This window comes from Streptomyces sp. T12 (assembly GCF_028736035.1).
In the GTDB taxonomy this organism is placed as follows: domain Bacteria; phylum Actinomycetota; class Actinomycetes; order Streptomycetales; family Streptomycetaceae; genus Streptomyces.
In genome coordinates, this window is the sequence record NZ_CP117866.1 from 6629474 (window position 1) to 6642849 (window position 13376).

Annotated in this window: 12 protein-coding genes; 9 read left to right on the plus strand and 3 right to left on the minus strand. The window is 71.7% G+C overall.

Features of this window, described 5'->3' with window-relative positions:
- The first annotated feature begins 8 nt into the window (after positions 1-8).
- The 6 genes from PBV52_RS30005 to PBV52_RS30030 all read left to right on the plus strand — a co-directional run bounded on the left by PBV52_RS30005 (position 9) and on the right by PBV52_RS30030 (position 7929).
- Positions 9-569 (plus strand): DinB family protein, encoded by a 561-nt coding sequence (locus PBV52_RS30005; protein WP_274242595.1) that lies wholly within the window; start codon positions 9-11, stop codon positions 567-569.
- A 183-nt stretch (positions 570-752) separates the two neighbouring features.
- A complete protein-coding gene (locus tag PBV52_RS30010; RefSeq protein WP_274242597.1) occupies positions 753-2279 on the plus strand; it encodes an aldehyde dehydrogenase family protein in 1527 nt (508 codons plus the stop codon).
- 50 nt (positions 2280-2329) lie between these two features.
- Positions 2330-3862, plus strand: coding sequence for a GMC family oxidoreductase (locus tag PBV52_RS30015; RefSeq protein WP_274242599.1), 1533 nt, complete (start codon positions 2330-2332; stop codon positions 3860-3862).
- Positions 3862-4986 carry a glycine betaine/L-proline ABC transporter ATP-binding protein gene (locus PBV52_RS30020; protein WP_274242601.1) on the plus strand — a complete coding sequence of 375 codons (1125 nt, stop codon included), beginning with the start codon at positions 3862-3864 and terminating at the stop codon, positions 4984-4986. Before PBV52_RS30015 ends, PBV52_RS30020 begins: the two co-directional genes overlap by 1 nt.
- The gene (locus PBV52_RS30025) at positions 4986-6935 is read left to right on the plus strand and encodes a proline/glycine betaine ABC transporter permease (protein WP_274242602.1); all 1950 of its coding nucleotides are present in this window, start codon (positions 4986-4988) and stop codon (positions 6933-6935) included. The genes PBV52_RS30020 and PBV52_RS30025 overlap by 1 nt, the downstream gene beginning before the upstream one ends.
- Before the next feature lies 1 nt (position 6936).
- The gene (locus PBV52_RS30030; protein WP_274242604.1) at positions 6937-7929 is read left to right on the plus strand and encodes an ABC transporter substrate-binding protein; all 993 of its coding nucleotides are present in this window, start codon (positions 6937-6939) and stop codon (positions 7927-7929) included.
- A 4-nt stretch (positions 7930-7933) separates the two neighbouring features.
- On the opposite strand, the gene PBV52_RS30035 is transcribed toward PBV52_RS30030, so the two are convergent.
- Together PBV52_RS30035 and PBV52_RS30040 are read right to left on the minus strand one after the other, a co-directional pair.
- The gene (locus PBV52_RS30035) at positions 7934-8683 is read right to left on the minus strand and encodes an isocitrate lyase/phosphoenolpyruvate mutase family protein (RefSeq protein ID WP_274242605.1); all 750 of its coding nucleotides are present in this window, start codon (positions 8681-8683) and stop codon (positions 7934-7936) included.
- A gap of 8 nt (positions 8684-8691) precedes the next feature.
- Positions 8692-9210: a carboxymuconolactone decarboxylase family protein gene (locus PBV52_RS30040; protein ID WP_274242606.1), complete on the minus strand. Its 519-nt coding sequence runs from the start codon at positions 9208-9210 to the stop codon at positions 8692-8694.
- Positions 9211-9257: 47 nt separating this feature from the next.
- Here PBV52_RS30040 and PBV52_RS30045 point away from each other — a divergent pair, with 47 nt between their 5' ends.
- Complete coding sequence (locus PBV52_RS30045) at positions 9258-10664, plus strand: PLP-dependent aminotransferase family protein (RefSeq protein ID WP_274242607.1); 1407 nt, start codon at positions 9258-9260, stop codon at positions 10662-10664.
- A gap of 109 nt (positions 10665-10773) precedes the next feature.
- Here PBV52_RS30045 and PBV52_RS30050 read toward each other — a convergent pair whose 3' ends face one another.
- Positions 10774-11625 carry a hypothetical protein gene (locus tag PBV52_RS30050; RefSeq protein WP_274249672.1) on the minus strand — a complete coding sequence of 284 codons (852 nt, stop codon included), beginning with the start codon at positions 11623-11625 and terminating at the stop codon, positions 10774-10776.
- Between the two features lie 140 nt (positions 11626-11765).
- Between PBV52_RS30050 and PBV52_RS30055 the strand changes: the two genes are divergently transcribed.
- Both PBV52_RS30055 and PBV52_RS30060 read left to right on the plus strand, forming a co-directional pair.
- The gene (locus PBV52_RS30055) at positions 11766-12125 is read left to right on the plus strand and encodes a hypothetical protein (RefSeq protein WP_274242608.1); all 360 of its coding nucleotides are present in this window, start codon (positions 11766-11768) and stop codon (positions 12123-12125) included.
- A 15-nt stretch (positions 12126-12140) separates the two neighbouring features.
- Positions 12141-13325, plus strand: coding sequence for a glutathionylspermidine synthase family protein (locus PBV52_RS30060; protein ID WP_274242609.1), 1185 nt, complete (start codon positions 12141-12143; stop codon positions 13323-13325).
- The last annotated feature ends 51 nt before the right edge of the window (positions 13326-13376 follow it).

Below are 13376 nucleotides of genomic sequence, written 5' to 3' on the forward strand. Positions count from 1 at the left end.
TGCCCGTCATGACCCACGACACCGAACAGCCGATCCTCGTCGAGCCGCCCGTCGCCGGCTCCGAGGTCGACACCCTCATCGGCTCCCTGGAGCGCCAGCGCCGTACCTTCGCCTGGAAGTGCGAGGGGCTGGACGCGGCCGGCCTGGGCACACGGCTCGCGCCCTCCGCCCTGACCCTGGGCGGGCTGCTCAAGCATCTGGCCCTGGTCGAGGACGAGTACTTCACCCGGCGCCTGCTCGGAGTGGCGCTGCCCCCGCCGTGGGACGCGGTGGACTGGGACGCCGACCCCGACTGGGAGTGGCGGTCGGCGGCCCAGGACAAGCCCGAGCGGCTGTACGCGCTGTGGGAGGAGGCGGTGGCCCGCTCCCGGGCCAACCTGCGGGCGGTGCTGTCCGAGGGTGGCGTGGACCAGTTGGTCCGCCACACCTGGCCCGACGGCCGGGCGCCCAGCGTGCGGCGCGTCCTGATCGACCTCGTCGAGGAGTACGCCCGTCACGTCGGCCAGGCCGACATGATCCGCGAGTCGATCGACGGCCGGGTGGGGGAGGACCCGCCGGCCGACTTCTGAACCACCCTTCGACGCCTTCGGCGTCCCTTTCGTTCCTGTTTGCCCGCATGTTCAGTGACACAGCACACTTTCGGCCACCGATTGCGCATGCAATCCGAGGGCCCGGGCAGGCGATGACGGTCCTCGTGAGTGACACCTGTGTGACTCAGGGGCACCGACCAGGAACGGAAGGCAACACCGATCATGACCGGACAGCAGGCGCGGCAGGCACGACAGACGATTCACGCGGGCGGCGAGTGGCGCGAAGCCGTCACCGGCGCGACGCGCGACATCCTCGACCCCGCGGATGCGCTGCCCTTCGCCGTGGTCGCGGAGGGTGACGATAAGGACACCGACCTGGCCGTGGCGGCCGCCCGCCGTGCCTTCGACGGCGGGCAGGGTCAGTGGCCCCGCACTCCCGTCGCCGAGCGTGCCGCCCTGCTGCGCCGCGTCGCCGACCTGCTGGTGCGCGACCGCGAGGAGCTCGGTCTGCTGGAGAGCCGCGACGCCGGCAAGACCGTCGAAGAGGGCCGGGTCGACATCGACTGCGTCGCCGACGCCTTCCGCTACTTCGCCGACCTCGTCGCCGCCGAGGCCCCCGGCCGGGTCGTCGACGCGGGCTCGCCCGACATCCACAGCGTCGTCGTCCATGAGCCGGTCGGCGTGTGCGCGCTGATCACGCCCTGGAACTACCCCCTCCTCCAGGCCAGTTGGAAGATCGCGCCCGCCCTCGCGGCCGGCAACACCTTCGTCGTCAAGCCGAGCGAGATCACGCCGCTGACGACGATCGCGCTGATCGAGCTGCTCGTCGAGGCGGGGCTGCCGGCCGGCGTCGCCAACATCGTCACCGGGCCCGGCCACTCGGTCGGCGCCCGGCTCGCCGAGCACCCCGACGTCGACCTCGTCTCCTTCACCGGCGGCCTGATCAGCGGCACGAAGGTGGCCCAGGCCGCGGCGCCGAGCGTCAAGAAGGTCGCCCTCGAACTCGGCGGCAAGAACCCCAACGTCGTCTTCGCCGACGCCTGCGCCACCGACGAGGCCTTCGACACCGCCGTAGACCAGGCCCTCAACGCCGCCTTCATCCACAGCGGCCAGGTCTGCTCGGCGGGCGCCCGCCTGATCATCGAGGACTCCGTCCGGGACCGCTTCGTCGCCGAACTCGCCCGCCGGGCAAGCCGTATCCGCCTCGGTCGCGGCACCGCGGACGGCGTCGAGTGCGGACCGCTCGTCTCCGAGCAGCAGCGCACGAAGGTCGAGGCGTACGTCGACTCCGCGCTCAAGGACGGCGCGGTACTGCGTTCCGGCGGCAGGCGTCCCGAGCCGTCGCCCGAGCGGCCGGAGAACGGCTACTTCTACGAGCCGACCGTCCTCGACCACTGCCACCGCGAGATGGCCGTCGTACGCGAGGAGGTCTTCGGTCCGGTCCTCACCGTCGAGACCTTCCGCACCGAGGACGAGGCGATCGCCCTCGCCAACGACACCGAGTACGGCCTCGCGGGCGCCGTCTGGACCGCCGACGCGGGCCGCGCCCGCCGGGTCGCCGGCCGCCTCCGGCACGGCACCGTCTGGATCAACGACTTCCACCCCTACCTCCCGCAGGCGGAGTGGGGCGGCTTCGGCAAGAGCGGGGTGGGCCGCGAGCTCGGCCCCGCCGGACTCGCCGAATACCGCGAGAGCAAGCACGTCTACCAGAACCTCGCACCGAAGCCGGTGCGGTGGTTCGCGGGCTGACCCGAGCCCCGTAAGCCCGTCCAGCCCGACCCCTCCTGGAGTACCACCCCATGCCCGACACCACCCCCCACACGTACGACTACGTCGTCATCGGCGGCGGCACGGCAGGCTCCGTCATCGCCTCCCGCCTCACCGAGAACCCCGATGTCACCGTCGCCGTCATCGAGGGAGGCCCCAGCGACGTCGGCCGCGACGACGTGCTGACCCTGCGCCGCTGGATGGGCCTGCTCGGCGGCGAGCTGGACTACGACTACCCGACCACCGAGCAGCCCCGCGGCAACTCGCACATCCGGCACAGCCGTGCCCGCGTCCTCGGCGGCTGCTCCTCGCACAACACCCTCATCGCCTTCAAGCCGCTGCCGTCCGACTGGGACGAGTGGGAGGCGGCCGGCGCCACGGGCTGGGGCGCGGTGCCGATGGAGGCGTACTTCGCCCGGCTGAAGAACAACATCGTCCCGGTCGACGAGCAGGACCGGAACGCCATCGCCCGTGACTTCGTCGACGCGGCACAGGGGGCGCTCGACGTCCCGCGCGTCGAGGGCTTCAACAAGCAGCCCTTCACCGAGGGCGTCGGCTTCTTCGACCTCGCCTACCACCCCGAGAACAACAAGCGCTCCTCGGCGTCGGTGGCGTACCTGCACCCGGTGATGGACGAGCGCGAGAACCTCACCATCCTGCTGGAGACCTGGGCGTACAAGCTGGAGCTGGACGGCACCCGCGCCGAGGGCGTGCACGTGCGCACCAAGGACGGCGAGGAACTGCTGATCCGCGCCCGGCGCGAGGTCGTGCTGGCCGCGGGCGCCGTCGACACGCCCCGCCTGCTGATGCACTCCGGCATCGGTCCCAAGGAGGACCTCGCCAAGCTGGGCATACCGGTGGTCCACGACCTGCCCGGTGTCGGTGAGAACCTGCTCGACCACCCCGAGTCGGTGATCGTCTGGGAGACCCACGGCCCGATCCCCGAGAACTCCGCGATGGACTCCGACGCCGGCCTCTTCGTCCGCCGCGACCCCGAACACCAGGGCCCCGACCTGATGTTCCACTTCTACCAGATCCCGTTCACGGACAACCCGGAGCGACTGGGCTACGAGCGGCCGCAGTTCGGGGTGTCCATGACCCCGAACATCCCCAAGCCCAGGAGCCGCGGCCGGCTGTACCTGACCAGCGCCGACCCATCCGTCAAGCCCGCCCTCGACTTCCGCTACTTCACCGACGAGGACGACTACGACGGCCGCACCCTCGTCGACGGCATCCGCATCGCCCGCGAGATCGCCGCGACCGAACCGCTGGCGAGCTGGCTCAAGCGCGAGGTGTGCCCCGGCCCGGACGTCACGGGCGACGAGGAGCTGAGCGAGTACGCGCGCAAGGTCGCGCACACCGTGTACCACCCGGCGGGCACCTGCCGGATGGGCGCCGCCGACGACGAACTCGCGGTGGTGGACCCACAGTTGAGGATCCGTGGCCTGGACGGCATTCGTATCGCCGACGCCTCTGTCTTCCCGACGATGACCGCCGTGAACCCGATGATCGGGGTGCTCATGGTCGGGGAGAAGGCTGTCGATCTGCTTGGAGGTGAGGCGTGATGAGTACTACCCCTGGTACCCCTGTTTTCTCTGTTGAAGGTCTCTGGAAGGTCTTCGGCCCGAAGGCGCACCGTGTCCCCGCCGACCCGGAGCTGGCCGCGCTCGCGCCCGCCGAACTGCGCGCCCGCACCGGCTGCACGGCGGCGGTCCAGGACGTCTCCTTCGACGTCCGCAAGGGCGAGGTCTTCGTCGTCATGGGCCTGTCCGGCTCCGGCAAGTCCACGCTGGTGCGCTGTCTGACCCGGCTCATCGAGCCGACGGCGGGCACCATCGCCATCGACGGCGAGGACGTGCGCGCCATGGACAAGACCCGTCTGCGCGAACTGCGCCGCCACCGTGCCGCGATGGTCTTCCAGCACTTCGGCCTGCTGCCGCACCGCACGGTCCTGGACAACGTGGCCTACGGCCTGGAGATCCAGGGCGTCGGCAAGGCGGAGCGCCGCGAGCGCGCCGCCGAGGTGGTGGCCAAGGTCGGCCTGGAGGGCATGGAGCACCGCAGGCCGGGCCAGCTGTCCGGCGGCCAGCGCCAGCGCGTGGGCCTCGCCCGGGCCCTGGCCGTGGACCCCGAGGTCCTGCTCTTCGACGAGCCCTTCAGCGCGCTCGACCCGCTGATCCGGCGGGACATGCAGGAGGAGGTCGTCCGCCTGCACCGCGAGGAGGGCCGCACGATGGTCTTCATCACCCATGATCTGAGCGAGGCGCTCAAGCTGGGCGACCGCATCGCCCTCATGCGCGACGGCCGCGTGGTCCAGCTCGGCACCCCCGAGGAGATCGTCGGCTCGCCGGCCGACGACTACGTCCGCGAGTTCGTCCGCGACGTCCCGCGCGAGCAGGTCATGACGGTGCGTACGGCCATGCGGGCCGCGTCGGCGGACGAGGCGGGCAGCGGCCCGGCTCTGGCGCCGGACGCGACGGTGTCGGAGGCCATCGAGGCCGTGGCGCGTACCGGTGCCCCGGCGCGGGTCATGGAGGGGGCACGTTGTCTGGGAGTGGTCGACCACGAACGGCTTCTCGGCGTCGTGGCGGGGACGGAGCGGAGTTCCCTGGCGGGGACGGCGCCGGGTGGCGTCGCGGGGGCAGGCAAGAGTGTCGCGGGGGCGGGGAAGAGTAAGGAGGTGGCTTGATGGCCACCGTCACCACTGCCGCCCCTCGCATCGCCGTTCCGGGCGTCCTCAAGCACCCTGTCCTGCGCAAGCTCATGCTGCTCGCGCTCGCCGCCGCGATCCTCGTGCCGCTGGCCAACGCCCGCTGGGCGAGCGGCAGCTGGCCCGCCGCGCTGACCGTCGACTTCACCGAGCCGCTCACCAAGGCCAGCGTCTGGATCATCGACAACCGGGACAGCCACCCGCTGTTCCTCTACTTCTTCGGGCACATCAGCAACGCGGTCGTGATCGCCGTACGCGCCGTGTACCTGGTGCTGCTCGCGGCCGGCTGGGCCGGTGTCACCGCCGCCGGGGCCCTCGTCGCCTGGCGTGTGGCCGGCTGGAGACTCGCCGCGGGCACCGGGATCGCCTTTCTGGCCTGCGGGTTCCTCGGCATGTGGATCCCGACCATGCAGACCCTCGCGCTCATGGTCGTGGCGGTCCTCGCCTCGGTCGCCGTGGGCGCGGTGCTCGGTCTCGCCGCCGGTCTCTCCGACCGTATGGACAGGATCCTGCGCCCCGTCCTGGACACCATGCAGGTGCTCCCCGCGTACGCCTACCTGCTCCCCGTCGTCCTGGTCTTCGGCATGGGCGTCCCCGCGGCCGTCCTGGCCACCGTCGTCTACGCCGCCCCGCCGATGGCCCGCCTCACCGCCCTCGGCCTGCGCGGCGCCGACAAGGAGGTGCTGGAGGCGGTCGAGTCGCTCGGCACCACCGCACGGCAGCGCCTGCTGACCGCCCGCATCCCGCTGGCCCGCAAGGAGCTCCTGCTCGGCCTCAACCAGACGATCATGATGGCGCTGTCCATGGCGGTCATCGCGTCGGTCATCGGCGCGGGCGGCCTCGGTGACCGCGTCTACCAGGCGCTGGGGTCCGTGGACGTGGGCGCGGCGCTCGCGGCCGGTATCCCGATCGTGCTGCTCGCCGTCGTACTGGACCGGGTGACCGCAGCGGCGGGGGAGGCGCTCAGTGACGAGCCGCAGCCAGGAGGCCGGGCGCGCTGGCTGTACGCCCTGGTCGCCGCCGTGGCCGTGGCGGTCGCCGGGCGTCTGGCGGGACGCCTCGACTGGCCCGACGCCTGGGCCCTGAACATCGCCGAGCCGGTCAACCGCGCCGTCGACTGGATGACCGACCACCTCTACTCCGGCGTCCCCGTCATCGGCGGCACCGCCGACTGGGCCGCCCACTTCACCACCTGGGTCCTCGACCCCGTGCGCGACACCCTGCAGTGGCTGCCCTGGTGGTCGGTCCTGCTGATCGTCGCCGCCCTCGCCTGGCTGATCGGCACCTGGCGCACCGCGCTGACCGCCGTGCTCGCCATGGCCGCGATCGGCGTACTGGGCGTGTGGACGCCGTCGCTCGACACCCTCTCCCAGGTCCTGGCGGCCGTCGCCGTCACCCTGGTCCTGGGCTTCGCGACCGGCATCGCGGCGGCGCGCAGCGACCGGGTCGAGCGGATGCTCCGGCCCGTCCTGGACGTCTTCCAGACGATGCCGCAGTTCGTGTACCTGATCCCGGTGGTGGCGCTGTTCGGCGTGGGCCGGGCCCCGGCCGTCGCGGCAGCGGTCGTCTACGCCCTGCCCGCCGTCGTCCGCATCACCACCCAGGGGCTGCGCCAGGTCGACCCGGCCGCCCTGGAGTCGGCCCGCTCGCTCGGCGCGACGCCCGCCCAGCAGCTGCGCCAGGTCCAACTCCCGCTCGCCCGCCCGGCGTTGCTGCTCGCCGTCAACCAGGGCGTGGTCCTGGTCCTCGCCGTCGTCATCATCGGCGGCCTGGTCGGCGGTGGCGCGCTCGGCTACGAGGTCGTCGCCGGCCTCGCCCAGGGCGACCTCGCGACCGGTCTGGTGGCCGGCGCGGCGATCGTCTGCCTGGGCCTGATGCTCGACCGGGTGACCCAGCCGACGGAACGCCGCGCGAAGAAGGGAGCGTGACATGCGACTTCGGACGACTACCCGTACGACGGCCCGTAGGGCCACCCGTACGACTGCCGTAGTGGCCGGCGTGTCCTCGCTGGCGCTGCTGACCGGCTGTGGCGCCGCCGACATGACCAAGCAGGCCTCGCCGTTCGCGGGCGCGCAGGGCGCCAAGACCGTGACCCTGTCCGTCCAGTCCTGGGTCGGCGCGCAGGCCAACGTGGCCGTCGCCCAGTACCTGCTGGAGCACAAGCTCGGCTACCGGGTCGACACCGTCCAGATCGACGAGGTCCCCGCCTGGGACGCGCTCAGCCAGGGCCGCGTCGACGCGCTCATGGAGGACTGGGGCCACCCGGAGGAGGAGCAGCGGTACGTCAAGGACAAGAAGACGATCGTGCCCGGCGGCGACCTCGGGGTCACCGGGCACATCGGCTGGTACGTCCCGACGTACTTCGTCAAGCAGCACCCGGACGTCACCGACTGGAAGAACCTCGACAAGTACGCCGACCAGATGCGTACCGCCGAGAGCGGTGGCAAGGGCCAGCTGATGGACGGCTCGCCCTCCTACGTCACCAACGACAAGGCGCTGGTGAACAACCTGGACCTGGATTACCAGGTGGTGTTCGCCGGTTCGGAGGCCGCGCAGATCACGCAGATCAAACAGTTCGCCAAGGAGAAGAAGCCCTTCCTGACGTACTGGTACGAGCCGCAGTGGCTGTTCAAGAAGGTCCCGATGACAGAGGTGAAGCTGCCGGAGTACAAGGAGGGCTGCGACGCCGACCCGGAGAAGGTCGCCTGCGCCTATCCGCACACCCCGCTGCAGAAGTACCTCAACGCGGACTTCGCCAAGACCGGCGGCGAGGCGGCGGCCCTGCTGAAGAAGTTCAAGTGGACGACCGAGGACCAGAACGAGGTCTCCCTGATGATCGCCGAGCAGAAGCTGTCGCCGGAGGAGGCGGCCGCGAAGTGGGCGGACAGCCACGAGTCCACGTGGAAGGCGTGGCTGTCCTGACCCGCTAGCCGAGGTGTGCGGCGATGCCGCGCAGCGCCTCCGCGGAGCTGCGCTGAAGCCCTGGCCCGAACGTGATCCGGGTGGCCCCGAGTTCGCCGAGTTCGGCGGACGAGGGGCCCCCGGTCACGGTGCCGTGCACATTGACCGGGCCCTGGATCCCGGACCGCAGCAGCGGCAGTACGGCGGTGGGGGCGCCGATCGGATACACGCAGTCGGCGCCCGCGGCGACGTACAAAGCGGCCCGCTCGATGGCCTGTTCGGTGGCTTGTTCGGCGGCCTGCTTGGGGCCGCCGGAGCCCCCGTGTGCCCGGATGAAGGTGTCGATCCGGGCGTTGACGAAGAGCCGGTCGGCGGCGGCGTGCCGCACCTCGGCGAGCCAGTCGGCGTGCGCGCGGGGGTCCTTGAGCGCCCCGTCCTCCGAGTCCTCCAGGTTGCACCCCACGGCGCCCGTCTCCAGCAACCGCTCCACCAGCTCCTTCGGCGTGATCCCGTACCCGCCCTCGACGTCCGCCGACACCGGCACGTCGACCGCCCGGACGATCCGCGCGATCGCCGCGAACATCTCGTCGGCCGGGGTCTGCCCGTCCTCGTACCCGAGGGAGGCGGCCACACCCGCACTCGGCGTGGCGAGCGCCGGGAACCCGGCCTCGACGAAGACGCGGGCGCTCGCGGCGTCCCAGGGGCCGGGCAGGACGAGCGGGTCGCCAAGGGCTCTGCGCCGGTGCAGCGCGCGGAAGGCTTCGACCTTGGTCACGGTGTGAGTCACTGGTGCTGCCCCGGCTGGTAGTGCCCCGGGGTCATACGGCAGGTCACCCCGAACCGGTTCCACGCGTTGATCACCGTGATCGCGGCGATGAGCTGGGCCAGCTCGGCCTCCTCGAAGTACGCGGCAGCACGGTCGTACACCTCGTCTGGCACGAACCCGTCCGTCAGTACGGTCACGGCCTCCGTCAGCTCGATCGCCGCGAGCTCCTTCGGGGTGTAGAAGTGCGCGGACTCCTCCCAGGCACCGAGCTGCACGATCCGCTCGACGCTCTCGCCCGCCGCGAGCGCGTCCTTGGTGTGCATGTCCAGGCAGAACGCGCAGTGGTTGATCTGCGACGCACGGATCTTGACCAGCTCGTACAGCCTGTGGTCGAGGCCCTTCTTGGCGGCCGCGTCGAGCCGGATCATCGCCTTGTACACGTCGGGGGCGAGCTGGGCCCAGGGCAGCCGGGCCGGTCGTTCGGGGGCGTATGCCTCGTCGGTCGTCGTGTCGCTCTTCGTGTCGCTCATCGTCATGATCTCGACCCTAGGAGCGAAGCAGCCCAGGAGTATGGTCCACTTCCATGGCAAAACCTTGGGCCACTCTGGGCATCGACCTCCACCTGGAACCGACGGGCCCGGGCCTGCGCCGGGGCCTGACCGACGCCCTGCGCGAAGCGGTGCGCACCGGACGCCTCGCTCCGGGCACCCGGCTGCCCTCCTCCCGCTCCCTCGCCGCCGACCTCGGCATCGCGCGCAACACGGTCGCCGAGTCCTACGCCGAACTGGTCGCCGAGGGCTGGCTCACCGCCCGCCAGGGCTCCGCCACCCGGGTGGCAGACCGCCCGGTGACCCCGCCGACGGGCACCCCCGCCCCACCCCGCGCAGTCACCCCGCCGCGCCCGGAACGCCCCCGCCCCGCCTACGACCTGGTCCCCGGCACCCCCGACCTCTCCGCCTTCCCCCGCACGGAGTGGCTCAAGGCGGCCCGCCGCGCCTTCCTCGCCGCCCCGCACCAGGCGCTCGGCTACGGCGACCCGCGCGGCCGCGCCGAACTGCGCACCGCCCTCGCCGGCTACCTCTCCCGCGCGCGGGGCGTGCGCGCCGACCCCGAACGCATCGTGGTGTGCGCGGGTTTCGTGCACGGACTGCAGCTGCTCGGCAGGGTGTTGCGGGCGCGCGGGGTGGCGAGGGTCGCGGTCGAGTCGTACGGCTTGGCACCGCACTGGAAGCAGCTCACGGCGGCCGGTCTGGACACAGTTCCGCTCCCCTTCGACGAACTCGGCACGAATCCGGCGGAGTTGGCGCGCGAGGGTGCAGTGCTGCTCACCCCCGCCCACCAGTTCCCCATGGGCGTACCCCTGCACCGCGACCGCCGGGCGACGGTGGTGGACTGGGCCCGCCGCACCGGCGGGCTGGTCCTGGAGGACGACTACGACGGCGAGTTCCGCTACGACCGCCAGCCGGTCGGCGCGCTGCAAGGCCTGGACCCCGACCACGTCGTCTACCTGGGCACGGCCAGCAAGTCCCTCGCCCCCGGGCTGCGCCTGGCCTGGATGGTGCTGCCGCCGACGCTGGTGGAGGAGGTGACGGCGGCGAAGGGCGGCGTGGACAGCTGCGGGGTCCTGGACCAGCTGACCCTGGCGGAGTTCCTGACGTCCGGCGCCTACGACCGCCATGTCCGCGCCGCCCGCCTGCGCTACCGCCGCCGAAGGGACGCCCTGGTCCGGGCCCTGGCCACGCACGCCCCCCACCTCAAGGTCACCGGCATCGCCGCCGGCCTCCACGTCGTCCTGCGCCTCCCACCCGGCACGGAACAGTCGGTGGTCCAGGCGGCGACCTGGCAGGGCCTGGCCCTCCACGGCCTGACCTTCCACCGCCACGAGGCCGCCACGGCGCAGCCACTGGACGCCCTGGTCGTGGGCTACGGCACACCGCCGGACCATGCGTGGACGGGGGCGTTGGAGGCGTTGTGCAGGGCGCTGCCATGACGTTCCGACAGTGGCCTTCGTACTGGCCGAGGTTGTGACGTTCCGACAGAGGTAGAGGTTTGGTGCGGGGTGACTTCTTCCGGAGGGACTCGGTGGGCGCAGACCTGCCCTACGGTGACTTGACCGGTCGTGCCGTGGGCGTCTGCGCCGGAGCCTCCCCGAACCGCGCCAGCGCCAACGCCCCCGCCACAGCCACCACGAACCCCGACACAGCCAGCCAAGCCAACCCCTCCCGCGTGCGATCCCCCAGCCACACCACCCCCACCACCGCCGGCCCGATCGTCTCCCCGATGACCATCGCCGCCGTCGCCACCGTCACCGACCCCCGCTGCAACGCCGACGTCAGCGCCAGAAACGCCGCCCCACCCCCCAGCAGCAGCGCATACGTCGCCGGATTCAGCACCAGCTCCGCCACCGCGGCCGAGTCGATCAGCCGCACCGCCACCTCCACCACCCCGAACCCGAACCCGGCCGCCAGCCCGAGCACCAACCCCCGCCCCCGCTCCGGCAGCAGCCCACCCGCCAGCCCCACCACCAGCACCCCCACGGCCACCCCGAGCATCGCGAACCTCAGCGCGTCCGACCCGGCCCGATCCCCCTCCGTCCCGGACGCCAGCCCCAGCATCGCCAGCCCGGCACACACCACCCCCACCGCGGCCCACTCACTCCGGCGCAACCGCACCCGCAGCAACCGCGCCGCGACGACCGCGGTCACCGCGAGACTGGACGCCAGCGCCGCCGAGACGGCGTAGATGGGAAGCGACCGCAGGGCGACGACCTGCAGGACGAACCCCAGTCCGTCCAAGGCGAGCCCGACCAGGTACCGCCACTGCCGAAGCGCCCGCAGCAGGACCCCCGCCTCGCCGCCCCGGCCCTCCTGCGCACTCGCCGCCCGCGCGGCCACCGCCTGCAACACGGTGGCCGTACCGAAACAGACCGCCGCACCCAGCGCACACACCATCCCAAACAGCACAAAGTGACTGTAGGCGAGCAGAGGAACGACAGCCCCCCCCGATCACCGGACTCTTGACGATCTCTAGGCTTACGCCTGACGTACGACGAACAACCGGATCACCAGGGTCACCATCGGGGGAGACACACATGGCGGAAACGCGACGTCGGCTGCGCTCGAGCACGGTCGTCCTCGGCGGCATGGGAGTCATAGCCGCGGCTCTGACCTCGTGCAGCTCCGACCCCGACCGCCGCTGTGTCGACCGCGACAGCTACACCTACGAGGGCTACAAGGTCATCGCGGACAAGAACTGCACCTCCGGCGGCAGCTCCAGCTCCAGCTCCTCGTACGGCAAGAGCGGCAGGAAGAAGACCGGCAGCACCGACGCCGCCTGGTACTACGACGCCGACACCGACGACGGCCGCGCCGACTTCGGCACCTTCAGCCGCAGCGAGGCCGTCGACCGAGGCGGCTTCGGCTGCTCGGGCTCGGGCAGCAGCGGCGGCTGAGCGGACCTCGTACAGATGGAGCGCCGCACGACCGAGCCCCGCCCCGACTGGCAGCAGACCGTCGAGGAGCAGGGGCTCGTCTACCCCCTCACCCGCTATCCCGACGACTCCCTGCGCCCGTACTGGGACGAGAGTGCCTACTACGTCTTCTCCCTGGAGGAGGTCGAGGCGCTGGAGGAGGTCGTCGAGGAACTCCACCACATGTGCCTGACGGCGGCCGAGCACATCGTCGCCTCCCGCCGCTTCACCGACCTCGGCATCACCGACCCGCGCGTCGCGGACGCGGTCGCCGAGGCCTGGCGCCGGCGCGCCGAACTCCCCTCCGTCTACGGCCGCTTCGACCTCCGCTACGACGGCACCGGCCCGGCGAAGCTCCTGGAGTACAACGCCGACACACCCACGTCCCTCGTCGAGGCCGCCTCACCCCAGTGGTTCTGGATGGAGGAACGCTTCCCCGGCGCCGACCAGTGGAACTCCCTCCACGAACGCCTCGTCGCCGCCTGGAAGAAGCAGTCCGCCCTGCTCCCGCCCGGCAGCCCCCTCTACTTCGCGTACTCCTCGGCCGACGAACTCGGCGAGGACCTGATGACGGTCGCCTACCTCAAGGAGACCGCGGAACAGGCGGGCCTGGACACCGGCTGGATCTCCATGGAGGAGATCGGCTGGGACCGCCTCTCCGGCCGCTTCGTGGACACTCAACTCCGCTTCATCCGCAGCTGCTTCAAGCTCTATCCCTGGGAGTGGCTCACCACCGACCGCTTCGCCGACCACGTCCTCGACACCCTCGACAACGGCGGCGGCACCGGTTCGACGCTGTGGATCGAGCCCGCCTGGAAGATGCTCCTCAGCAACAAGGCCCTCCTGGCCATCCTCTGGGAGCTCTACCCGGACCACCCGAACCTCCTCCCCGCGTACCTCGACGGGCCACGGGAGCTGGCAAGGACCACGGGCTACGTCGCCAAGCCCCTGCTGGGCCGGGAGGGCGCGGGCGTGACGATCCACGAACCCGGCGCCGAGGCAGTCGTCCGCGAAGAGCCCTGCTGCTACCAGCAGTTGGCCCCACTGCCCGCCTTCGACGGCAACCACGTCGTCCTCGGCGCGTGGGTCGTCGAGGACGAGTCGGCGGGCCTCGGCATCCGCGAGTCGTCCGGCCTGATCACGGACGAGTACGCCCGCTTCCTGCCGCACGTGATCCTGTAACGGCCATACGCCGAGGGCGAGTCCGGTCGGGCCGGCGCGGCCGATGCCGCC